This window comes from Cylindrospermopsis raciborskii Cr2010 (assembly GCF_003367075.2).
GTDB classification, from domain to species: Bacteria; Cyanobacteriota; Cyanobacteriia; order Cyanobacteriales; family Nostocaceae; genus Raphidiopsis; species Raphidiopsis raciborskii.
Genome location: NZ_CP065936.1, coordinates 2114338 through 2138316 on the forward strand (window position 1 = coordinate 2114338; position 23979 = coordinate 2138316).

Annotated in this window: 16 protein-coding genes and 1 pseudogene; 8 read left to right on the forward strand and 9 right to left on the reverse strand. The window is 39.8% G+C overall.

Annotated elements, in window-relative coordinates; all coding sequences use genetic code 11:
• Positions 1-39: 39 nt before the first annotated feature.
• Positions 40-495, forward strand: coding sequence for a Fur family transcriptional regulator (locus C6N34_RS09575; protein WP_057178437.1), 456 nt, complete (start codon positions 40-42; stop codon positions 493-495).
• A gap of 70 nt (positions 496-565) precedes the next feature.
• Here C6N34_RS09575 and sigC read toward each other — a convergent pair whose 3' ends face one another.
• The 4 genes from sigC to ilvD form a co-directional block, all read right to left on the reverse strand.
• Positions 566-1864 (reverse strand): RNA polymerase sigma factor SigC, encoded by a 1299-nt coding sequence (sigC, locus tag C6N34_RS09580; RefSeq protein ID WP_235528988.1) that lies wholly within the window; start codon positions 1862-1864, stop codon positions 566-568.
• A 534-nt stretch (positions 1865-2398) separates the two neighbouring features.
• Positions 2399-3340: an NAD(P)H-dependent glycerol-3-phosphate dehydrogenase gene (locus C6N34_RS09585; RefSeq protein ID WP_102947357.1), complete on the reverse strand. Its 942-nt coding sequence runs from the start codon at positions 3338-3340 to the stop codon at positions 2399-2401.
• Between the two features lie 3 nt (positions 3341-3343).
• Entirely contained in the window at positions 3344-4213 is an 870-nt protein-coding gene (gene lipA / locus C6N34_RS09590) for a lipoyl synthase (protein ID WP_006277048.1), read from the reverse strand.
• Between the two features lie 125 nt (positions 4214-4338).
• On the reverse strand, positions 4339-6027 hold the full coding sequence (ilvD, locus tag C6N34_RS09595) for a dihydroxy-acid dehydratase (RefSeq protein ID WP_057178452.1): 1689 nt from the start codon (positions 6025-6027) through the stop codon (positions 4339-4341).
• Positions 6028-6469: 442 nt separating this feature from the next.
• Here ilvD and C6N34_RS09600 point away from each other — a divergent pair, with 442 nt between their 5' ends.
• Positions 6470-7039, forward strand: a complete 570-nt coding sequence (locus tag C6N34_RS09600; RefSeq protein WP_115539275.1) for an HPF/RaiA family ribosome-associated protein — start codon at positions 6470-6472, stop codon at positions 7037-7039.
• Positions 7040-7080: 41 nt separating this feature from the next.
• On the opposite strand, the gene C6N34_RS09605 is transcribed toward C6N34_RS09600, so the two are convergent.
• A complete protein-coding gene (locus C6N34_RS09605) occupies positions 7081-8043 on the reverse strand; it encodes a helix-turn-helix transcriptional regulator (RefSeq protein WP_006277052.1) in 963 nt (320 codons plus the stop codon).
• 360 nt (positions 8044-8403) lie between these two features.
• On the opposite strand from C6N34_RS09605, the gene cas7d reads away from it, so the two are divergent.
• Genes cas7d through cas6 form a run of 3 tightly spaced genes read left to right on the forward strand, consistent with a single transcriptional unit; the run spans position 8404 to position 10858 of the window.
• The gene (gene cas7d / locus C6N34_RS09610) at positions 8404-9384 is read left to right on the forward strand and encodes a type I-D CRISPR-associated protein Cas7/Csc2 (RefSeq protein WP_115539274.1); all 981 of its coding nucleotides are present in this window, start codon (positions 8404-8406) and stop codon (positions 9382-9384) included.
• Positions 9385-9402: 18 nt separating this feature from the next.
• Entirely contained in the window at positions 9403-10071 is a 669-nt protein-coding gene (cas5d, locus tag C6N34_RS09615; RefSeq protein ID WP_057178433.1) for a type I-D CRISPR-associated protein Cas5/Csc1, read from the forward strand.
• Positions 10072-10075: 4 nt separating this feature from the next.
• A complete protein-coding gene (gene cas6 / locus C6N34_RS09620) occupies positions 10076-10858 on the forward strand; it encodes a CRISPR system precrRNA processing endoribonuclease RAMP protein Cas6 (RefSeq protein WP_057178432.1) in 783 nt (260 codons plus the stop codon).
• A 36-nt stretch (positions 10859-10894) separates the two neighbouring features.
• Here cas6 and C6N34_RS09625 read toward each other — a convergent pair whose 3' ends face one another.
• Positions 10895-11854, reverse strand: coding sequence for an N-acetylmuramoyl-L-alanine amidase (locus tag C6N34_RS09625; protein ID WP_057178431.1), 960 nt, complete (start codon positions 11852-11854; stop codon positions 10895-10897).
• Between the two features lie 129 nt (positions 11855-11983).
• On the opposite strand from C6N34_RS09625, the gene bchH reads away from it, so the two are divergent.
• On the forward strand, positions 11984-15655 hold the full coding sequence (gene bchH / locus C6N34_RS09630; RefSeq protein ID WP_115539273.1) for a magnesium chelatase subunit H: 3672 nt from the start codon (positions 11984-11986) through the stop codon (positions 15653-15655).
• Here the strand turns inward: bchH and C6N34_RS09635 are convergent.
• Genes C6N34_RS09635 through ruvA form a run of 3 tightly spaced genes read right to left on the reverse strand, consistent with a single transcriptional unit; the run spans position 15652 to position 18910 of the window.
• Positions 15652-17073, reverse strand: a complete 1422-nt coding sequence (locus C6N34_RS09635; RefSeq protein ID WP_115539272.1) for an aldehyde dehydrogenase family protein — start codon at positions 17071-17073, stop codon at positions 15652-15654. The genes bchH and C6N34_RS09635 overlap by 4 nt on opposite strands.
• A gap of 3 nt (positions 17074-17076) precedes the next feature.
• Positions 17077-18243, reverse strand: a complete 1167-nt coding sequence (gene bioF, locus C6N34_RS09640; protein WP_115539271.1) for an 8-amino-7-oxononanoate synthase — start codon at positions 18241-18243, stop codon at positions 17077-17079.
• A 22-nt stretch (positions 18244-18265) separates the two neighbouring features.
• Entirely contained in the window at positions 18266-18910 is a 645-nt protein-coding gene (gene ruvA / locus C6N34_RS09645; protein ID WP_006276467.1) for a Holliday junction branch migration protein RuvA, read from the reverse strand.
• A 252-nt stretch (positions 18911-19162) separates the two neighbouring features.
• Between ruvA and C6N34_RS09650 the strand changes: the two are divergent.
• Positions 19163-23251, forward strand: a pseudogene (locus C6N34_RS09650) (esterase-like activity of phytase family protein); the annotation flags it as partial.
• 111 nt (positions 23252-23362) lie between these two features.
• Entirely contained in the window at positions 23363-23932 is a 570-nt protein-coding gene (locus tag C6N34_RS09655; RefSeq protein ID WP_006276469.1) for a TIGR04376 family protein, read from the forward strand.
• Positions 23933-23979 lie beyond the last annotated feature (47 nt).

The following is a 23979-nucleotide window of genomic DNA, read 5'->3' on the forward strand; positions in this document are numbered from 1 at the left end:
TATATTGTCAATTAGCAGGCTTTGTTGAGAATATTTAGTATGACTGTCTACACAACTGGTTCGCTTAAGGCAGAACTAAACGATCGAGGCTGGCGTTTAACTCCTCAAAGGGAAACAATTCTACATATTTTTCAAGAATTACCCCAGGGTGAACATTTAAGCGCAGAGGATCTTCATTATCGCCTAGAAAATGAGGGTGAAAGCATAAGTCTATCCACTGTCTACAGGACACTCAAGTTGATGGCTAGACTGGGAATTCTGCGGGAATTAGAACTAGGTGAGGGGCATAAGCACTATGAATTAAATCAGCCCTATCCCCATCATCACCATCACCTAATCTGTGTGAAATGTAATGCTACGATTGAGTTCAAAAACGAATCTATTTTGAAAATAGGTACAAAAACAGCACAGAAAGAAGGTTATCAACTCTTGGACTGTCAGTTAACTATCCATGCTGTTTGTCCTCGGTGTCAGCGAGCATTAATGCCACTTTAGATGAGGACAAAAAACAAAGAATTAAAGCTCCCTTACCCAGGTGGTTTGGGAACCTTAATCTTAGTATTGTCTAACTTAGAGACTCTAAATAATCACGAACTAAATTGCGCCGTTTAGGTTGACGGAGCTTCTGCAAAGCCTTAGATTCAATTTGTCTGACCCTTTCGCGGGAAAGTTCCAGAGCACGCCCTATTTCAGCCAGGGAGTAACTGTGCCCATCAGCTAAACCAAATCTCATCAAAATTACTTCCCGTTCTCTTGTGGTTAGGTCTGATAGCAAATGGTGTATATCTTTTTGTAAAGACTCTCGCATCAAGGTTTCTTCTGGAGTAATAGTGTCTGTTTCCAGGAGTTCTCCTAATTCTGTGTCTTTATCCTTACCAACCTTAGTTTCTAGGGAGACAGAACGAGGAACGCGCAACAATACTTCCCGAACTTGGTTAGGGGTCATATCCAGTTCTAGGGCCAAATCTTCTAAAGTCGGTGTTCTTCCCTTTTCCTGTGCTATTTTGCGCTGTGCTTTTTTGATTTTATTGAGTTTTTCTGTAATGTGAACAGGAAGACGAATAGTGCGACTAGATGTGGCAATTGCTCTTGTAATCCCTTGGCGGATCCACCAGTAAGCATAGGTGCTAAAACGATAGCCCTTGGTGGGATCAAATTTTTCCACTGCTCTCTCCAGACCCAAAGTTCCTTCTTGCACCAAGTCCAATAGTTCTAAACCACGATTCTGATACTTTTTGGCGACGGATACTACCAGGCGCAAATTCGCCTTAATCATGTGTTCCTTGGCCTGTATTCCCTGGGACTGAATCTGGTCTAATTCTTCCACTGTCAACTGGGTAATTTCCGCCCAGCGCCTTTTTCCTTCCGATAATGTAGGTTTGAGATCCGCCAGTTTGATCCCAGCGGTACTAGCCCACCTTTCTAAGGAAGGACGATGTCCTAATTCAGAGACCAAACGCTCTTGTACTTGAATTAATTGTAGGTAGGGAACGACTAGAGCATCACCTTGTTTAGCTGCATTGGCTAGTAATAATCTGATTTTCAGATGTCGCTGCACTTTTTGTGCTTCTCCAACTTCTTCGTCTCTTCCTAATAATCTGACTTTGCCAATTTCTTGTAGATACACTCTTACTAGGTCAGTGCTGCGACGGTTGTTCCCTACTAGGTTTTGAGGGTCAACAGCAGCTATTTCTATATCTTCTTCCTGTTCTATGTCTTGTAGGTCATCTAAGGACAGCTCCTCCGATAGATCCCCCCCATCAGTATTGACATCACCTACATTAATAAGGTCTAACTCAGGTAATGTCAGATGAGACTGTTGGGGATTGTATTCCACTTCTGTATCTAGCGATATGGCTAACATAACTTTTTTATTGCTCCAGGTAACAATGAGGGTCAGCTAAAATTACGGTCTATGAGTTGTACTAATCTAGAAGTCATCTGTTGGGAATTGGCCATAATGGCAAACAGAAAGATGAAGACCCTTACCCAAAATCATTACTCCTCACTGTCAGGTCTCAACTCTTCCTAATCTTATGCTTGAACAAAACTGTGGTAAACCGTAACAAATTATACTTTAGTTGCTTTTAAGGTATGCAATTCGAGATAAGTTATCTTCAGCAAGTATTTTCTGGGAATCTGGCTAAGTGGTTTTATTAACTCAGCGGGAGGATATTTCCAGTGATTTTGCTGTGGATAAACTACATGGTTACATTTACATGACCGGAAAAGTCTTTTCCTGACAATTTAACAATTTCTTCCGGTAATTTTTGGGAGATAAGAGGGGGTGAAAAAAAGGTCAAAATTGTTGTTCATTGTCATGATTAGGGTGATTTGACGGACGGTCTGGGATTAACTTTACCTTTTGTAGTGTGTTTTGGGGTGGGGGGTAAAAACCCTATTCGTGATACTCGGACTTCATACCTCTTAACATCAGTTCTTCTAATGCTTGTTGAGGGGTGATTAGGCTTTCTAATAAACGATAAACTTGTTGGGTGATGGGCATAGGAATACTTTGTTCTCGAGATAGATGCATCAAGACGTAGCAGGTATTCACCCCTTCCGCTGTTCCAGGTAGATTGGCAAGAATTTCCGCCAGTGTTTTTCCACGGGCCAATTGATAACCAACCTGGTAATTACGACTTAGAGGGCTATTACAAGTTGCTAACAAGTCCCCTAGACCGGATAAACCATAAAAAGTTTCCGTTTTCGCACCAAAAATTGCTCCAATGCGAATTATTTCCGCTAAGCCACGAGTTACTAAGGCTGCTTTAGCGTTAGTTCCTAGGTTCAGTCCGTCACAAATCCCAGCTGCGATCGCCATGACGTTTTTGAGCGTTCCACCTAGTTCCACACCTACCGGGTCAGGGTTAGTATACACACGAAATCGACTAGATGAAAAGACTTGTTGCACGACTTGAGCTGCCATATTGTTTTTGCTAGCTACCACGGTAGCAGCAGGCAATTCTTGAGCAATTTCTTGGGATAAATTAGGCCCTGAGAGTACGACTATAGAATGATTAGGAAATTCTGTTTGCCAAATTTGGGAGGGTGTACAAGTGGTTTCTGGATCTAGACCTTTAGTAGCTGTGACAAATATAGTGTGGGGAGAGACAGGAAAGGACTTAACTAGTGAAGCCACTTCACGAACACCCTTCATAGAAACAGCGGATAAGACCATATCAACATTATTGATAAGATCACCTAAATGCTGGGATCCATGACGCGACCATACGGTCACTTGATTGCCATTCACACGAGCTAATTTTGCCAGAGTTGTTCCCCAAGCACCTGCACCTAAAATAAGGATAGATTTAAATTTTTTTTCATTAACTAGCATAACTTATCTTGGAAAAAGCGTCCTCAACTCTCTGACCTGTTCCGCATGATAGGAGCTTCTGGTCAAAGGGGAAGAAACAACTTGTAGAAACCCCAGTTGCTGACCATAAACTTGCCAGGTAGCAAATTGTTCAGGGGTAATAAATTCAGAGACTGGGAGATGTTTTGGACTAGGTTGGAGATATTGACCGATAGTCAAAATGTCGCAACCGACCGTTCGCAAATCCTGCATAACTTGACGAACTTCCTCATCTGTTTCACCCAGACCCACCATAATACCAGATTTAGTATAGGTTGTGGGTGAAATTTGGCGGGAGCGTTGTAATAATTCCATTGTCCGTTGATAATCTCCCTGGGGACGCACTCTCCGATACAGTCTTGGCACTGTCTCCGTGTTGTGATTTAGCACTTCTGGCACTGATTGTAGCAGACTTTCCAGAGCTTGCCAATTTCCGCATAAATCAGGAATTAAAATCTCTATTGTAGTATTAGGACATACCTCTCGTACAGAATTAATACAGTTGACAAACTGGGATGCACCACCATCGGGTAAATCATCTCTATTTACGGAGGTAATTACCAGATGGTTGAGCTGCATTCTGCGCGCAGCTTCTGCTAGTCTTGAGGGTTCAGTGGGATCCAAGGATTTAGGTTTTTTGTCAAAATCAATGTCACAATAAGGACAAGCTCTGGTGCAAGCAGGACCCATAATTAAAAATGTGGCGGTTCCAGCGTTGAAGCATTCCCCAATATTGGGACAGGAGGCCTCCTCGCAAACCGTATTCAGGGACAAATCCCGCAAGATCTCTTTGATGTTACCTACACGTTGCCACTGGGGTGCTTTTACCCGCAACCACTCTGGTTTTACTGCCACAATTGTCTCTAATGATCTAATTTGTACAAGTATTATCTTAACATCAATTGCTTGAACCTGCCAAGCAATTGATTCTCATTTTTGGTCGAATCTTGCTAGTAAGGTCAGTTGTAACTCTAACTAACCTAATTAAACAAGTCAAAATCAGTAATCGCACCAATGCTACTAGAAGCTACCAGTTTGGCATACTTTGCTAATACGCCTTTACTATAACGAGGTGGAAGAGGTTGCCAACTAGCTCGACGTTGGGCTAGTTCCTCATCCGACACATTTACCTGTAATAGTCTAGCATTCGCATCAATAGTAATACTATCACCCTCTTTCACCAAGGCAATATTTCCACCCACAGCTGCTTCTGGAGCAACATGACCAACTACCATGCCATAAGTACCACCAGAAAATCTGCCATCGGTAATTAAACCCACTGAATCACCTAAACCTGCACCGATAATCGCTGATGTAGGAGCAAGCATTTCCCTCATTCCCGGTCCGCCTTTGGGTCCTTCATAACGGATAATAATCACATCTCCGGCTTGGATTTTACCAGATAAAATAGCATCTAAACAGGCTTCTTCCGATTCAAATACCCTTGCAGGTCCAGTAATTGCCGGGTTTTTTACCCCTGTAATTTTAGCCACTGCGCCTTCCTTAGCCAGATTACCTTTGAGGATAGCTAGGTGTCCTTGGGGGTACATGGGGTTATGCCAAGGGCGAATTACATCTTGCTGGGGATTTGGTTCATCAGGTATTTGTGCTAAAACTTCCTTTATGGTTTGTCCTGATATAGTTAGACAATCACCATGGAGGAGACCATGAACCAAAAGCATTTTCATGACTTGGGGAATACCACCAGCTTTGTGTAGGTCTGTAGCCACGTATTTACCACTGGGTTTTAAATCACATAAAACTGGAACCCGACCCCGAATGGTTTCAAAATCATCTAGGGTAAGTTCTACACCAGCAGCGCGAGCAATAGCCAGAAAATGTAATACTGCATTTGTTGAGCCACCCACTGCCATAATTACGGAAATAGCATTTTCTATAGATTGGCGGGTAATAATCTGTCTGGGTAATATTTGTTTACGAATAGCTTCTACCAGTACAGAAGCAGATTCTGCCGTACTGTCTGCTTTTTCTTCATCTTCAGCAGCCATAGTCGAAGAGTAGGGTAAACTCATACCCATAGCTTCAAATGCTGAAGACATGGTATTAGCTGTGTACATTCCCCCGCAAGAACCAGCACCAGGACAAGCGCGACGTTCTACTTCTAAAAGCTCTCGCTCATCAATTTTACCCGCACTGTACTGTCCTACCGCTTCAAAAGAGCTAACAACAGTTAAATCCTTGCCATTATAGTGTCCGGGTTTAATAGTGCCACCATAGACAAAAATTGCAGGTATATTCATGCGAGCGATCGCCAGCATGGCACCTGGCATATTTTTGTCACAGCCACCAATAGCTATTACCCCGTCCATGCTTTGTCCGCTACAGGCAGTTTCTATAGAATCAGCAATTACCTCCCGGGAGACCAGAGAGTATTTCATACCTTCCGTTCCCATAGAGATGCCATCACTGATAGTAATAGTACCGAAAATTTGAGGCATAGCACCAGCATTTTTAACAGCCAATTCTGCCCTTTGTGCCAGCTGATTAATTCCCATATTACAAGGTGTAATAGTGCTATAAGCATTAGCAATACCGACAATAGCCTTGTTAAAATCCCCATCTTGGAAGCCAACAGCTCGCAACATAGCGCGGTTAGGTGATCGTTGTACTCCTTGAGTAACTACTTGACTTTTTAAATTATCTACCATTTGATTATTCCTAATGATATGATTGTGATCATCACCGAAAAATTCCAGTCGTACTGACATTAGGGTATGTTAGCATTTTAGGAGTGATAATAGACTAACCATTACCAATGATAGATATAGTTTTTCCCGGAGAGGTAAGTAGGGAGGGACGATTATTTATAGGATGGGTTACCCTACCGCTAACCCATGGGGGCGTTGGGTTTCGTTCCTCAACCCAACCTACGTTCATGTTTAATTCCACTTACCCTATTTATTTATCTTTACATAGTTTGGTCTTTTAACGCCAACTTACTTACTTAAAAGTCGGATCTTTGAATTACCCATTTAAATTAGGATCTCCATTTGAGTAGAGAAGAAATGGTAAAGATTCCTTCCTGGGTATGATTGAAATCATACTAAGTAGCTCTATAGTGGGTGTTTGACATATTAGGATGATAAAAGTATGAAGATTGCACCAGAAATCACCTATCGTAACCTAGATAAATCCCAGGTAATTGATAAATTGGTTCGGGAGAAAATAGCCAAATTGGAAAATATTTGTAATTACATTAATAGCTGTCATATTGCCATAGAAAAAAGCCATGATCGTCCTCGGAGTGGTTCTCCCTATCGGGTAAGAATTGATCTAACTGTTCCTCCTGGTCATGAACTAGTAGCAGAAAAAAATCCTGGTGAGAGTATTCGATATGAACCTCTGGATGCAGTAATTAGACAAATTTTTGATGCCATGGTTCATCAACTATCTAAACTTACCCAAATGCAACGTGCCAGTGAGCAATATGATAGAGATGAAGAAACACGGGAGAGTACAGGTTTCATCACAAAACTATTTAAAGAAGATGGATATGGATTTTTACAAGCCCTAGATGGGAGGGAAATATACTTTCATAAAAATAGTGTTTTACATCAAGATTTTAATCAATTAAAACTAGGTGCTTGTGTTCATTTTTCCCAAGAAGAAGGAGAGCAAGGACCACAAGCAACAACTATTCAATTAGTTGATAAACGTTGAAATTTTAGAGATTGCAAATGGGGAATAGGAAATATGGCTTATTACCTACTTCCCGTGACCTGATATTGATAATTACTATGTGCCTTATTTAAACTTTCCATCACTATTTTTACTAACCAATCTGGTTGTAGAACTCTAGCATTAGCGCCATATTGTAAAATTCTTTGCTGAAACCAGAAAATACAATCTTCTTGTGTTTCAATATCAACATGCTCTATCTTATCAGGAGGAGAAATAATTTTTTCATAGGGACGACGCGGTTTATAATTGGCTAAATTCCCTGTCAGACGATATTGAATTTTCAAAGTGGGAAATTTGGTGTAAGTCCAAGGTATTTGGGAAGAAGAACCCACCCTAGTAATACGGTCTACCCTTAAAGTGCAATTCTGCTCTGGATTAGGTGTTTTGTGAATGTGTTGACCAACAAAACTCGGAACTATACTAAATAAATAAAGGACTCCGTTATGCAGTCTTAATTCCGACTTGTCTAAGTCCCACTGTTTGTCATTACCATTTCTGCTTCTATACCAAACAACAAATCGACGCTTTTTCCCAATCCGATTTTGTAGATCCTGTACTATTTCCTGAATCTTATCTTCACTATAATTCGTAGGTGGGTGAAAATCCGTTGTCAGTTTGTGGGATATGCGATTTTCCGAGTTAGCAATTCTGTAAATATGTCCCGCCTCCGCAGAAAACCCCAGACTTGCTAGTAATTCACATGCCATAGCTAAAGCTTGTCGTTGTTCTTCTGTTATAATTACGGGGAAATCTGATGTCACCAATTTATATGGTTGGTTTGGCGCTGATTTAATTTCAAAACCACAACCCCTCAACTTAGTTACGGTGCGGGTGATCTTTTGTCCTAGATCCCCATCTGCAAAACCCCGTTCCCCTAGCAATAACATTAATTCTGATTTTTTTCGGGACTTTTGTGCGAGGAGTCTCAATATTTCTAGTGCGAATCCTATTTGATTCCATGGACTAGCATTATTTGATGACATCTTGACTGGGATAGACAATGTTTAATTCAGCAATAATTATACATCTTAATTTCAGGATTTATTACCACTTGTTTTTAAAAAGTATTTTTGTGTGTTAAACAAAGTTTTGATTTGATGATGTCAATTAACATCATTTTTCTAATCTATAAACCCAAAAATTTTTGAGATGTGGTCATTTTTTGATAACAACTCCCAATCAGGAAGTATTAGATTAGTTGCATCAAGTAAATACCTAGAGTAAACACTTACCCTAAAATGAAAATTTATTTACTGCTCCTATACTCGAAACTAGACGAAAAGTAGGAGTTTGCGAGATATTTGCATGTTTGCAAAATCAAAAAGCACTAAGGATCCAAAAAGATGAGTTTTTTAGACAGTTTTTTACACAGTATCAAACCAGAATTTCCCACAGCTTTACCCCGTTTAGCATCTGGTAAATATGTCCATTTTGTAATGTTGCGTCACAGTCAATGCTTTCCTATATTACAACCCGATGGAGTGTTAAGCACAGTACGAACACGAGCAGGAATACAAACTAGTGATATGATTAATAAACTAGTAATGTTGAAGCATCAACAAACCACATCAGCAAGATTAGCAGGAAGGAAACTATTGTGTTCCCTTGGTTTAGCTAGTGATAACCCCAAGGATAAAGATAAATTTTGTAATGGTGAAAACTGCTGTAAAAAATGCCCAGATTGTATTATTTACGGATTTGCTGGTAATGAAAGTGGAATAGAGCTGGCAAAAGTCTACTCAGACTCATCTTTTTCTCTCGGTGACGAATCAAATGATGTTATTACCGAAATTACCTTTCCTACCCTAGAAACCTTGTGTGATCCTACTTTTGAGAGTTTTTTATATGTTTTGGGCAATTTATTGCATAACCCCCCTCATATAGGGCGGGAATTAACAATTAGTAAAATGTCCAATCATGTAATTGGCATTGTATTTTGTGATGGTGAAATATTCAGTAATCTTCATTTTACCCAAGCATTATATGATATTTTTAAATCAGATCTTAATACTTCCTTGGTGGACTTAATTACCAAAGCTACGGAAGTAAGCAATAATCTGTTAAATCAAGAACCGGTACGCAAGACTAGGATAATTACAGGATCACAGTTAACAGACCTACTAACAGAAGTTTCCATCCTTTATCAAGATGAGACTAAATTAAAAACTGTGATGACCACACTTTGTCAACAGACAAAAATTTATGCTCAAATCTATGGTGATTCTTGGTCTTCAAGAGGCAAAGAAATTATCCCCAGTCTACCTTTTAGAAAAAGAAATTTTATTAGTCTAGATAGTAGCAACTATCAATTAGTTAACCTCTAGTAAACCTCAATTAAATTTATGATGATTTATCAATGTGATTTAAAATTACATGATAATGTATTTCTTGCCAATCGTGAAATTGGTAACCTGTATGAAACCGAGAAATATCTGCACAATTGGGCATTGAGTTTTGCTTTTTTTGAAACAGATTATATTCCTCGTTCTTACCGTCTCCTGGGTAAAGTAGTTCCAGAACTTACTTATTTAGATACCAATCAAGAGCAAAGTCTTTTTCATCTAAATCAAGCTGGAATTTATGTCTTTCCTGCTTTACCAATTAGCTGGTCATATCAAGTTAACACCGTTGCCCAAATTCCTTGCTATCATGAGTATAGCAATGTCAAAGAATTAGCGGTAGGTAGTCACTTTAAAACCTATATTTTTGCTCCCCATGAAATTACAATTCCCCACTGGATTAGACTGGGTAAATGGTCAGCAAAAATTAAAGTTGAAACCAGTATTATCTCAGACTTCAAACAAAAATCTGGAGAATATGTTAGTAAACATCCTTTAAACCCCATAGATTTATCTCGAACCACCAAATTATTACTTTATAATAGGATTTTTATGTCACCCTCCAGCTTGTTAAGCCAAGCACAATTAATGGGAGATTATTATCAATTACCAGACCAAACTTGCTTACCTAAGAGAGTGGGTTATGGTGCAAGCACAGGGATATTGATCTAAGAATATGGTTTTACAAAGTTTAATTATTGAACTGGGCGCTGCAAGTGAAAAACCCATTCCTACAAGACTAAATGAGGCAATTTATGCTCAATTTATCGATTGGTTAAGCATAGGGAATTCCTATCTAGCTGAATCAGTTTCCAATAGTCAAGAATCATCATTTAGTTTATCTGGACTCATTGGGTATCGGCGTAAAGATGGGACAAGACTAGGGGATAGATTTTTGATTCGTATTTCTCTGTTAAATGGTAATTTAATACAACCCTTGTTACAAGGCATAGAAATGTATCAAACTCCATCTATTTATTTGGATAATTTTCCCTTTATCATTCGCGGTATTTATACTGTACCTAATTCTCATAATTTAGTCAATATTTCTAACTATGAAAGTTTGGCAAATATTGCTAATTTTAATTCTGAGATCGTGCTAAATTTTATTTCTCCCACTAGTTTACAGCATCATCGCAATATTCAACCTTTTCCCTTACCAGACTTGGTATTTAACACCCTACTACATCGTTGGAACTATTTTGCACCCCCAGAGCTACATTTTTCTTCTATTCAATGGCAAAGTTTAGCTTTAGCTTTTGATTTAAAAACCCAGTTTTTAAAAATTAACAGCTCCATAGAAACCCGTAGAGAAATAGGTTGTGTGGGTTGGGTTAAATATTTTTTTCCAGATCTGCAACAAGCTCGTATAGCGAATATTTTAGCCAAATTCGCCCTTTTTTCCGGTATTGGTCGCAAAACAACCATGGGCATGGGAGAAGTGAGAATTATTACCTGATTAGTATAGCACTTATCAGGTAACTTCTACCAAGCTCTACCCTATTAACTTAGTCCAAGTTGCAGGACCAATAATCCCATCAGCGGTTAAACCATTCTGCTGTTGAAATCTCTTAATTGCTGCTTCTGTTTGTCTACCATAAATACCATCGGGCGTTGTACCCACACGATATTGTAAATATCTCATGATTGGTCCACTAGTTTGATTCCCCTGAACTGTTCGTTTTGCCAATATCTGATTGATGGCATCCCAGGTAGTTTGAGTTGCCATTCCTGTAGGAATAATACCCACAACTCTTTGAAACTTTTCTACTGCAGAACTTGTCGCAGGTCCTGTAAAGTTATCTTCCGTCAGTGGTCGATTATTTCTATCAGTAATTTTTAGTTGATTGAGCGCTTTTTGTAGCCTCAAAATACTAGTATCCTTATTCTCCTTAGTATCCTTATCACCAGTTACATCTTCCACTGGTTTCACAGGAGTGGTTGGTAGTTTGCCAGTTAACCCTTTAACAATAGCATTAGCCATTGCTTCCCCGTCATACAGCTGCATGTCTTTAGCTGAATCTACAAAGCAACATTCTATGAGAACACTTGTCATATTAGTGTTTCTCAGTACATATAAATGAGATCCATTTTTAACGCCACGGTTAAAAAACCCTAAACTAACAATTTCATTCACTATGGATTGGGCAATTTTTCTTCCCGCATCACTTCCAGCAAGTACTTCTGTGCCATTTGCTTTTCCATTAAAGGCATTAAAATGAATAGAAGCAAAAACATCAACTCTATTACGGTTGGCAATATCACAACGTCTACCCAGAGACTGACTCACAGAAGAAGCGCTATCGGGTTTGCAAGGTATCACCTGATGACCTAAACCTCTTAACTTAGAGATAACTTTATTGCCCACTTCCATGGTTAATTTGTCTTCCGACCTAATACCTGCAGCTCCGGTGTCTGGAGGGCAATTATGACCTATATCAATGCCAAATTTCATGAATTATGATAAGATTCGTGGTTCAACTAATCCAATATAACTCACTCCCATGATAGATATTCTCCCGAAACCAGCTAAGAATGTTTAAGATCAAGGTAAATATTTAATAAATCTAAGAGTTTGGATAGCATGAAACGGATTGTCTTAATTGCTGGGTTTGAATCTTTTAATGCCGACTTATACAGAAAAGCAGCTCTTTTGGCTAGTTCTCGCTGTTCTGACCTAGATATTCATGTGTTTAGCGATCGCAATATTAGTACAAATCAAGAAGAGATCAAAAATGCACTTAAAAATGCCGATGTATTTTTTGGCAGTTTAATCTTTGATTATGATCAGGTTTTGTGGTTAAGGGAGCATATTCGTCATATTCCCATCCGACTAATTTTTGAGTCAGCGTTAGAATTAATGAGTTTGACCCAAATAGGTAAGTTCTCCATAGGTGACAAACCTGCGGGGATGCCAAAACCGATTAAGTTCATCCTGGATAAATTCAGCAATGGTAAAGAAGAAGACAAACTTGCTGGTTATATTAGTTTCCTCAAGCTGGGGCCCAAACTATTAAAATTTGTCCCAGTACAAAAAGTTCAAGACCTGCGCAACTGGTTAATCATCTACGGTTACTGGAATGCGGGTGGGAAAGAAAATGTAGCAGCTTTATTTTGGATCCTGGCGGAAAAATATTTAGGTTTGAAAGTGGAGAATATTCCCGAACCTATAGAAACACCTAACATGGGTTTATTACACCCAGACTACCCAGGTTTTTTTCTGTCACCGAGAGCATATTTAGAATGGTATGGGGGAGATGGTCACATCCAAGGAAAACCCGTTGTTGCCATATTACTATATAGAAAGCACGTTATTACTAAACAAAATTATATTCCTCAACTAATTAAAAAATTTGAAAGTTCAGGTTTAATACCCCTACCTATTTTCATTAACGGTGTAGAAGGTCATGTGGCGGTTCGTGATTGGCTGACAACGGATTATGAAAGTCAAGAGAGACAAAAGGGAAATATAGAAACACCCTCACTATCCATCGAAGCAGTAAAAGTTGATATCCTAGTTTCCACCATTGGGTTTCCCCTAGTGGGTGGACCAGCTGGTTCCATGGAAGCGGGAAGACAAGTAGAAGTGGCTAAACGCATTCTTATGGCTAAGAACATTCCCTACATTGTGGCTGCACCCCTACTAATTCAAGATATTTACTCTTGGACTCGTCAAGGAATTGGAGGTTTACAAAGTGTAGTTTTGTATGCCTTACCGGAACTAGATGGAGCAATTGATACAGTTCCCCTAGGTGGACTAGTGGGGGAAAATATATACTTAGTACCTGAGCGAGTGCAAAGATTAATTGATAGGGTGATCAACTGGGTTGCTCTAGGTCGAAAACCAACATCAGCGAGAAAAATTGCCATTATTCTTTATGGTTTTCCTCCCGGTTATGGTGCGGTGGGAACTGCTGCATTATTAAATGTTCCTCGCAGTTTGATTAAACTACTTCATGCACTCAAAGAACAGGGTTATACAGTGGGTGAAATTCCCCAAGATGGGGAAGAGTTAATTAGACAAGTAAAAGTGGTGGATGAAGAATTGGAAACCTGGGAAAAAAATAAACCCTTCCCCACTAAAACTAATACGGTGAATGTCAAAACCTTAGAAAAGTGGTTAGGTTATCTTCGCACTTCCCGAATTGAAAAACAATGGCAATCTTTGACCGGTGCAGGGATTAAAACCTATGGAGATGAATTACATATTGGTGGTGTGCAATTAGGAAATATTTGGATTGGCATTCAACCACCTTTAGGGATTCAAGGGGATCCCATGCGGTTAATGTTTGAAAGAGACCTAACTCCCCATCCCCAATATGCAGCTTATTATAAATGGTTACAAAATGAATTTCAAGCGGATGCAGTGGTGCATTTTGGTATGCATGGTACGGTGGAATGGTTACCAGGTTCTCCTTTAGGGAATACGGGTTATTCTTGGTCAGATATTCTTTTAGGAAATTTACCCAATTTATATATCTATGCTGCTAATAATCCCTCTGAATCAATTTTGGCTAAACGTCGTGGTTATGGGGTATTGATTTCTCATAATGTGCCACCTTATGGTCGAGCAGGTCTATATAAGGAATTAGTAAGTTTACGAGATCTCATCGCTGAATATCGAGAAGACCCACAAAAAAACTATGTTTTAAAAGACGGAATTTGCAAGAAAATTGTTGATACAGGTTTGGATATTGATTGTCCTTTCGATGATGCCAAAAAATTGGGAATTCCTTTTACCCCAGAAAATGTCAAAATGTTTAGTGTTCATGCTTTTGAACATTATTTAGTGAAGTTATATGAGTACCTACAGGTATTGGAAAACCGTCTGTTTTCTTCCGGATTGCACACTTTAGGTGAACCACCTAATGAGGAGGAACTAACCGGTTACTTGAACGCCTATTTTGGGGAAGGAACTGAACTACAAAAAGAATCCCAAAAATCCCAAGAAAATCTAATTATAGATTTATTAAACCAGTCCACCGATGAATTAACCAACTTATTACGAGGATTAAATGGTGAGTATATTCCCCCTGCACCCGGTGGAGACTTGTTGAGAGATGGTCCGGGTGTATTACCTACGGGGAGAAATATTCATGCTTTAGATCCCTATAGAATGCCTTCCCCCGCTGCTTATGAGCGAGGTAGGGAAATTGCTCGCAAAATCCTTGACCAGCACTTACAAGAACATCACTCCTATCCAGAAACTGTAGCAGTTTTATTATGGGGTTTAGATGCAATTAAAACCAAGGGTGAATCCCTAGGGATTTTGTTAGAGTTGGTAGGTGCTGAACCAGTGAAGGAAGGAACAGGAAGAATTATCAGATACGATTTAAAACCCCTAGAAACTGTGGGACATCCTAGAATTGATGTGCTGGGTAATCTATCGGGTATTTTCCGCGATAGCTTTGTGAATATTATTGAACTGTTGGATGATTTATTTCTGCGAGCAGCAGAAATTGATGAACCTCAAGAGTGGAATTTTATTAGAAAACATGCTTTGCTTTTACAAGCACAGGGAGTAGAAAATCCATCAGCTAGATTATTTTCTAACCCCTCCGGTGATTTCGGTTCTTTGGTTAATGACCGAGTAGTTGATGGTAATTGGGATAGTGGTGATGAATTGGGCAAAACCTGGGAGAGTCGCAATGTTTTTAGTTATGGTCGTCAAGATAAAGGACAAGCTAGACCAGAGGTATTACAAACCTTATTAAAGACAAGCGATCGCATAGTCCAGGAAATAGACTCTGTAGAGTATGGTTTAACCGATATTCAAGAATATTATGCCAATACGGGGGGTTTGAAAAAAGCTGCAGAGCAGCAAAGTGGAAAGCGAGTGACAGCTAGTTTCGTGGAGAGTTTTTCTAAAGACACCACACCCAGGAATTTAGATGATTTATTAAGAATGGAGTACAGAACTAAGTTATTAAATCCTAAATGGGCTAACTCCATGGCCAATCAAGGTTCGGGAGGTGCTTTTGAAATTTCCCAGCGGATGACAGCTTTAATTGGATGGGGGGGAACAGTGGATTTTAGAGACCATTGGGTTTATGAACAAGCAGCAGACACCTATGCTTTAGATCAGGAAATGGCGGAAAAATTGCGTCAAGCTAACCCGGAAGCATTTAGGAATATTGTCAGCAGGATGTTAGAAGCACATGGTCGAGGTTTGTGGAATGCGGATGAAAATAGACTAAATCAACTGCGTCAGTTGTATGAGTTGACTGATGAACAGTTGGAGGGTGTGGGAGTTTAAATAGACTGTTCTGTATTAAACCACCAAGGATCGTTAAGATTATTAGTTTTTATTAAGAAAGCCTTGGTTTGGAGGAACTTTTTAAAAACTGAGTTACCCATGCGAGACCCTCCTAAACCAGAAAATTTTAGGGGATGATTTTCCCCCTCTTGCATAATAGCTGTTAGACCTGCGTCATTAATACTAATGGCGCCCACATCTAATTCCATACCAATTTCTACCGCTAATTCTTCTGATTCAGCAAATATGGCAGCATTCAATCCATAAATAGAATCATTAGCCAAATTCACTGCTTCTGCAACTGTGGAAAAGCTCATGATGGGCATAATTGGACCAAAGGTTTGTTCCATCATTATTTTCATGGAATGATCTACTTGGGTAAGGACTGTAGGTTTACACCACCAAGTACCCTCCATCTCTTCAACTTTGCCTCCACAATGAATTACTGCTCCCTTTTTTATTGCATCTTGTAGGTGGTTATTGATAATTTTGGCCTGATTTTCAGACATAATTGGTCCTATTTCTCCACTTTTAATGTCAGGATAGGCCAATTTTAATTGATGGGATTTAGTGATTAGTAAGTGATAAAACTCTTCATATATAGATTCCGCAACGTAAATTCTTTCAATTGATGAACTACCCCTATTCATAACTGCTGACCATAAAATTGCGGAAGCTGCTAAATCTAAATTGGCAGATTCTAAAATAATGGCTGGATCTTTCCCTTCTAATTCTAAAAAAGCTGGAATAAAATTCCTAGCAGCATTTTGAGCAACTAATCTCCCCGTTTGTAAACTACCTCGAAAACAAATTAGATCTACTTCATCTATTAAAATTGCCCCTGTCTCTGGTCCACCTTCAATACAGGTTAATACATCCTTTAGTTTATTAATTTTATTGATGATAGTCATGAGATTGCCAAAAAACCGTGGTGTTAGTTCACTAGGTTTGATAATTACGCTACAACCCGCTAACAGAGCAGGAATAGCATCAACTGTTGATGTCAATAAAGGAAAATGACTGGGACTTATGATCCCAACTAGTCTGTAGGGAGCTAGTTGTTGTCTTAAACTAATAAAGGAAAGCGATGTATTTTTGGCCGTTGACTGTAACAGTTGAGGAGCTAAATTACACCATTTATCAATGTTATTTAAGAAAATATCTATCTCCAATGTTGATGTTCCTAATCTCCCTGTATCACTAACTAAAGCATTTTTTAATAGACTATACTCGCATACTATAGCTTCTCGAAATTGCTTTATAGTTTCTATTCTTGCTTCAACACCAATTTCCTGCCAAGAGATTTGTCCCCTACGCAGTCTATGACATTGCTGGGAAAGCAGTTTTGTTGGTGGGGGAACAATCACATAATCAAATTTACCTGTGCGGGGGTTACGCACTTCTATTGGTGTTATCATCAGTTAGGATATCCGTTGCAAACTATCCACTAGCTTATCAATCTGCTCTCTGTTATGGGTTGCCATTATTGTAATTCTGATCCGACTTGTGGGAACAGTGGGAGGACGAATAGCTGGAGCAAAAATCCCTTCTTCTCTTAGGTATTTTCCTACCTGCAATGCTGTTGCAGCATCAGGTAGCTCAAAACATAATATGGGGGACTGGGTTGGTAATATTTTCAGTTTCCCTAGGTTCTCTTTCACCACTGTTTGTAAATAATTAACATTCTCCCATAATCTTTTTCTTCGTTCCGGTTCTTTTTGCACTATATTTATTCCCGCAAGTGCAGCAGCGGTGTCTGCTGGTGACAGAGCTGTACTATAAATCCAACTGGGAGCCCGATTTCTAAGAAAGTCAATCAATGCGCTACTCCCCGCAGCATAACCTCCTAAACTCCCCAGTGCTTTACTTAATGTGCCAATTTGAATTAATTCCCTACCCGTACAATTAAAATGCTCTACACACCCAGCACCACTTTTACCCATTACCCCAGTTGCATGTGCTTCATCTATCAGTAACATACTGTTGAATTGTTCAGCTAAATCTAACAAGTTTGGTAAGGGACACAAATCCCCATCCATGCTAAACACACTATCTGTGACTATTAAACAACGACGGTATTTTTGCCGCTCCTCCTGTAGTTTCTTTCCTAAAACTGTCATGTCACAGTGGGGATATTCTATCACGGTTCCCCCACTCAAAATCCCTCCACTTTTTAAACTGGAATGATTGTACTGATCGGAAAATATGATATCTCTTTTCCCTACCAATGCGGTGATTGTACCTATATTAGCTAAGTAACCCGAACTGAATACCAGAGCATCTTCTGTCTGTTTGGTAGATGCGATCGCCTGCTCTAATTCCCTGTGTAATTGACGATCTCCAGTGAGCAATCGGGAACCAGTGCTTCCCGTACCAAACTGACGAATGGCTTCTATAGCAGACATTTTGAGATTATGATCAGCAGCTAATCCCAAATAATCATTACTGGCAAAATTGATCATCTTTTGCCCGGATAGGAGCACAACTGCACCCGGGGGACTGTTAATAGTTTGTACAGAACGATACCAGTCAGCCCGATGAATAGTATTTAATGATTCCTCTATCCAACTGTAAGGATTATTTTTCATTAGCTTAGGTGATATGGGAAAGTTAAGAGTTGCTCACAGTCTCATTGCTACTAAGATGAGCGATCGCCTGTTTAATCCAGTCCTCGGGGTAGGAATTTTTAGGCAAACCGATATCTTCACTGATAACATGGAGAGCATGACTAACTTCGTGAGGAGTATAACCCAAGGCAAAAAGTGTCATTTGCACCTCTTCTAAAATAGCTGGTGGTGGACCACCAGTAGCAACGAAAAACCCTGCTGACTTGCGCCATTCCACCAATTTACCCTTGAGTTCCAAACACAGACGCTCTGCGGTTTTTTTACCCACTCCCGGGGTTTGAACTAGCATAGTAGTATTACCGGAAATAATTGCTTGAACTAGTTCTGGTAATTCTAAAGTGTCTATGAGAGCGATCGCCATAGCTGTACCAATACCAGTTACAGAAAGTAGATGTCGAAATAAGTCTCTTTCTGCTGGAGAAGAAAAGCCATAGAGTATAGGTAGTTCTTCTCGTATTTGGTAATGGGTAAAAATATGGGCTACATCACCGTTATTAGTTAACTGATTAGCCAAACGCTGTGGTATGTAGACATCATAGCCAATACCATTGACTTCCAAAGTCAGGATCCAGCGATTGGGACTACCAGTTTGCACTCCAGCAACAATACCTTTGAGATAGCTGATCATTTGATAAATTCCAAGAATACCCCATTATAGTCCCATCCAAAAATTTGCCTTGATTTTCCGGGTTGATTGTGGTCTTTTTTTGAATTTTACCTAGTCTCGTGCGCATCTTAACCGCTCATTAATCATTAATTAACCTAATTAAGATAATTTTTTTTCTAGGACGATTATTTAATTGTTGCCCATAAAAACAGCGTGACACATCAGGTTTAATCAGCAAAAAGTCAGTTATAGAGAGTAAGAAAAATGACAACACCAAAATTAACAAGTTATGAATTTAAAAATCTGCCATCATTGGGAACCACAACTACAAACCAGAATATACTTTTAGGGGGATTTTCTGGACTGTATTTCCAGGGGGTAGCAAATAATGGCAACCTAAAATTTGTCACCCATACAGACAGGGGTCCCAATGGTGAGCCAACAGGACAAAACAGACCTTTTCTATTACCCAACTTTCAACCAGAGATAGTCAGTTTTGAACTGGATAAGGCCAGCGGGGAAATTAACATTACCAGTAGAACTAAGCTATTCCGTGCGGATGGTAAAACTCCACTGACAGGACTGCCAAACGTACAAGCTGGTGCAGGTAATACAGCTTACACTGACGAGATTGGTGTTGATTTAAATGGTACAGTTTTACCTAATGATCCTTTAGGTGCTGACTTAGAAGGGATTGTAGTTGCGGATAATGGTGATTATTGGATGGTAGATGAATACCGTCCAGCAATTTATCGTTTTAATAGAAATGGTATACTGGTAAGTCGATTTATTCCCCAGGGAACTGCATCCAAGTCAAACCAACCTGTGGGAACTTTTGGCACAGAAGTGTTACCAGAAGTTTATGCTCAAAGACGCAATAACCGAGGGTTTGAAGCGGTAGCTTTAGCAGGTAACAAACTATATGCTTTTATTCAAACGCCAATTGATAATCCGGACAGCACGGGGGATACAACTTCCAGAGGTTCCCGCAATTTGCGAATTTTAGAATTTGACATAGTTAGCGAAAAGGTAACTGGTGAATATCTTTACCTGTTGGATGATATTACGGGAGCTGGTAATGCTAAGACTGATAAAATTGGAGATGCGGTTTTCTTGGGTGGTTTTAGGTTTGCAGTAGTGGAAAGAGATGATAGAAGTGATACAACATCAAACAAACTGATCTATCAGATTGACCTAACTGGTGCAACGAATATTAATGACACTGGTAAACTCGCCTTACCCCAGGGTAAAACCATTGAACAGTTAACCCCAGCAGAATTAGGCCCTGCTGGTATTATTCCTGTGAATAAGAGTTTGATAGTTAATGCGGCACAAATTGGCTATACAGGCGTGGAAAAATTAGAGGGTTTAGCCCTAGTTTCAGCCAATACCCTAGCTATAGTTAATGACAATGACTTCATTACCACAATTCCTGAGAAATTAGGAATAATTGAATTACCTAATAATCTGGTCGAAGTAATTGGCACTGCTAACAAGGATGAGTTATTTGTCAAAAAAGGTGAATATGTACTTGGACTTGATGGAGAAGATATATTAGATGCCAGTGATGGTTTAGGAAACAACGTCCTGGATGGTGGTGCAGGAAACGATCAACTTTATGCAGGAAGGTCAGATACCTTAATTGGTGGTGCTGGAAATGACCAATTATATGTGGTGGAGGGTAATAACAACACACTTTATGGTGGTGCTGGGAATGATCAATTATATGTAGCGGAGGGTAACAATAACACACTTTATGGTGAAGACGGAGATGATAACCTCTATATCATAGAGGGTGGTAATAATACCTTGAGTGGTGGTGGTGGAGCTGACAAGTTCTATATTGTTAATGGTGCAATTCCCACTGTTCCTAGTCGGGTTCTAGATTTCACTCGTGGGAATGATAAGGTGATAATTTCTGGTATTAGCCAGATTAAAAGTTTTGATAACCTCATCTTAGACCAGAATGGAGATGACACCATTATCAAAACGAAAGATTTGATAGATGGATCTCAAAAGATACTGGGTATTTTGAAAGCGGTCCTTGCCAATACCTTGACAGCGGATGACTTTAGAATTGACGATAACCGGGCACCGAGCTTTGTTACTACTACTGCTACTTTCTCTACACCTGAAAATACAACTGCGGTGGGAACTATTATCGCCGCTACAGATCCAGATGTAGGTGATGTCCTGAGTTATACCCTGGGAGGAGCGGATGCCAGTAAGTTCGACTTTAATGCCACGACACGTGTTCTGAGTTTTAAAACCGCACCTAACTTTGAGTCCCCTGGTAGCGCCGCAGGTACTAATGCTTACACCCTAGTGGTGACTGCAACGGATAGCAAAAATGCGATCGCCACTCAAAATATCACGGTCAATGTCACGGATGTGGATGACACCGCCCCCGTTGTAAACGCCAACCAAACGTTCTCCTATGCAGAACGTCAAGTGGCCAACTTCCAAGTGGGAACGGTCACAGCTACCGATGCAGTAGGAGTCACAAACTTTGCGATCGCATCTGGAAATAATTCCGGGTTCTTTGCCATTAGTAACAGTGGAGTAATTACCCTCACAGCAGCAGGTGCAGCTGCATCAGCCGCGTCCAATGACTTTGAGACTACTCCAAATACGTTTACACTGGGAATAACTGCTAGTGATGCTGCCAACAACACCTCTTCTCCTGTAAACGTGACCATCAACGTCACGGATGTGGATGATAATCAAACACCCAATGTATCAGGAACATTTAATATCATTGCTACAGATGGCATTCTCACAATAGAAGAAAAGAATGCGGGAGTAACTTTAAGTGGTACAGTAAGCGATCAAAAAGCACAGGTGACAGTTCAATTTGGGGGACAGATCAGGCTTGCCAATGTGATTGGTACGAACTGGTCTTATAAGCTAACTAGTAACGACTATAACTTCTTCAAAGAAGGGTCAAATCAACTAACTGCTATCTTCACCCTTAATAATGTAACCCCCCAGTTTAAGAGTTCCCAGACCCTAACCATTGGTACGGGGGTACTGCCATCACTTGGCAGTCCCACCTTAGATCCCACCCAACCAAAGGGTATTAGTGCAGAAGTTACTCAAAAAGCACAATCAGCAAATATTGGTCAAGGTATTCTAGGAACTCAAGAAAAGTTAACAGATCCGAACATTGTAGTTATTCCATTTGGAGGTGTTGATACCTTTAACAAAGGAGCAAATGCTGCGATAGAAGATTTTGGTCTGATTAAAACTGGAGCCAATACCACCATTGAAAGTGTGAGAGTTTTACCCGAGAACACAACTGGTGAGGTTTCAGTTACCTTAAACGATGGAACAGTGGTATTGGCATCTATTCCCCCTGGGATTAGCTCCATTGGAGATCCCTTGGGGTTAACCATGAGTGGAGTCCTTCCGGGGGGAAGCTCTACTTTAGATTTCTATTTGCCTAAAAATATTCTCAATCAGTTACCCAATGATTTACAATCTGCTACATACGCAAAATTTAACTTTGAGGCTAAGAAGTTTGAGCGGTATGCAGATGAACAAGGAAAGCCCTTATATCAGTACAAATTTACTGATAAAAATAGCAATGGGATTCGAGACTTTGGAGAACTTTATCTCAGTCTAAATCTTACAGATGGAGATAAATGGGATGGTGATAGAATTCAAAATGGTATTATTGTTGACCCAGGACAGTTGGGAATTGCTGTTGCAGTGACAGGAACAGGTGTCACCTACTCATCAACCACAGTTAATCCTGGAAATTCCTTGATTCCTAAAGAAGCACCTCCCCTATCTAATATTGCTGATAATGTGTTCTATAATTTCCCCAGCACCTATAGGCCAGCGGAAGCAAGACAAGCATTACAAAATGCTTTAGGTCAAACTGATGCTGCCTTTAAAAACATATTTGGGTTGTATGAGGTGGATAATGCGACAGGAGCAGTCAATGGTATTGCACCTGGACAATCTGGTTATGCCAAAGCTGCTTTGGACAAGAGTAAAGTAATTAGCAATTTTACTGTGCGCGCAGGAGGGTCAGTTACCCCCAATATTAATGGTGACTTGATTGGTATTGGAGGCAAAACTTATGCACCATTTGTGATTGCTAATGGTGGCAATTACTCTGGTAGTATCCAAGAAGCTATTAACGAGTTTTTCAAGGTTAATCCCAATAACAGTGCAGCTACTGCTCAAAATTATATGGGTTTACCCGTTGCTTACTTTAGCTTTGGTGCTGCTAACCCAGATGGTGCAGCTCACATCAAGAGCTTTGGCAATAATATCTTTGGGTTTGAAGATTTACCTGCTGGTGTGGGAGTTAGTGATTACGACTTTAATGATATGGTCTTCTCCTTTGGTTAAAAAAACCGTTGTCGTTCACCACCAAGGTTTTGCTAATTTGGGTTAGTTAAAACCTTGGTCCCCAATTCAATAAATATATAATAAAATATATCTACCTTTGGAGTTTTTACAGTGAGTCTATTTGATGATCTAAGTCGTTTTCTGGAAGCCCGTTTAGAAGAATTTATACGAAACAATCCTCATATAGAGTTGGAAATGCTCACGGAACAACTACAGCGCGAGGAGGAAAAAACAATAAAATTGATTACAGATCTACAATTACAGGAACGACAAGTCCAGGATGAAATTCTGGCAACCGCACAAGAAATACAACGATGGCATGCTCGTATTCAAAAAGCTAAGGCAGCAGGTAGGGAAGACTTAGCTGTACCGGCACAAGCAAAAGAAGATTCTTTACTGCGAGAGGGAAATCAGCAATGGGCAAACATGCAGTCTTTAAAAGAGAAAGTTGTGCAGTCTCAACAGACGTTAACTAAGATTAAACAACGTCGGGAAGAAGTGCAAGTAAAAGCTAAAGCGATGAAAAGTGATAAAACTAAATCTTCAACCAACGAGGGTACAAAAACCACAGATTCCAAGTTCAACTACTCCAATTCCAAGTTTGATGACTTAGAAGAAGAGTTTCGTCGTTGGGAAATTCAGGATGAACTAGAAGAAATGAAAAGGAACAGGAAAAAGTGACGCTTCTTAGGATACTAGAATATTGTCCCCGCAATAGCGGGGCTTTT

Bases quoted from the DNA above. Each gene is read 5' to 3' on its own strand.
- bioF (WP_115539271.1), bottom strand. From the start codon at position 18,243: ATGAAAAATAATCCTTACAGTTGGATAGAGGAATCATTAAATACTATT.
- C6N34_RS09605 (WP_006277052.1), bottom strand. From the start codon at position 8,043: ATGTCATCAAATAATGCTAGTCCATGGAATCAAATAGGATTCGCACTA.
- bchH (WP_115539273.1), top strand. From the start codon at position 11,984: ATGAAACGGATTGTCTTAATTGCTGGGTTTGAATCTTTTAATGCCGAC.
- cas6 (WP_057178432.1), top strand. From the start codon at position 10,076: ATGGTTTTACAAAGTTTAATTATTGAACTGGGCGCTGCAAGTGAAAAA.
- C6N34_RS09635 (WP_115539272.1), bottom strand. From the start codon at position 17,073: ATGATAACACCAATAGAAGTGCGTAACCCCCGCACAGGTAAATTTGAT.
- cas5d (WP_057178433.1), top strand. From the start codon at position 9,403: ATGATGATTTATCAATGTGATTTAAAATTACATGATAATGTATTTCTT.
- C6N34_RS09625 (WP_057178431.1), bottom strand. From the start codon at position 11,854: ATGAAATTTGGCATTGATATAGGTCATAATTGCCCTCCAGACACCGGA.
- ilvD (WP_057178452.1), bottom strand. From the start codon at position 6,027: ATGGTAGATAATTTAAAAAGTCAAGTAGTTACTCAAGGAGTACAACGA.
- C6N34_RS09600 (WP_115539275.1), top strand. From the start codon at position 6,470: ATGAAGATTGCACCAGAAATCACCTATCGTAACCTAGATAAATCCCAG.
- cas7d (WP_115539274.1), top strand. From the start codon at position 8,404: ATGAGTTTTTTAGACAGTTTTTTACACAGTATCAAACCAGAATTTCCC.
- C6N34_RS09585 (WP_102947357.1), bottom strand. From the start codon at position 3,340: ATGCTAGTTAATGAAAAAAAATTTAAATCTATCCTTATTTTAGGTGCA.
- C6N34_RS09575 (WP_057178437.1), top strand. From the start codon at position 40: ATGACTGTCTACACAACTGGTTCGCTTAAGGCAGAACTAAACGATCGA.
- ruvA (WP_006276467.1), bottom strand. From the start codon at position 18,910: ATGATCAGCTATCTCAAAGGTATTGTTGCTGGAGTGCAAACTGGTAGT.
- sigC (WP_235528988.1), bottom strand. From the start codon at position 1,864: ATGTTAGCCATATCGCTAGATACAGAAGTGGAATACAATCCCCAACAG.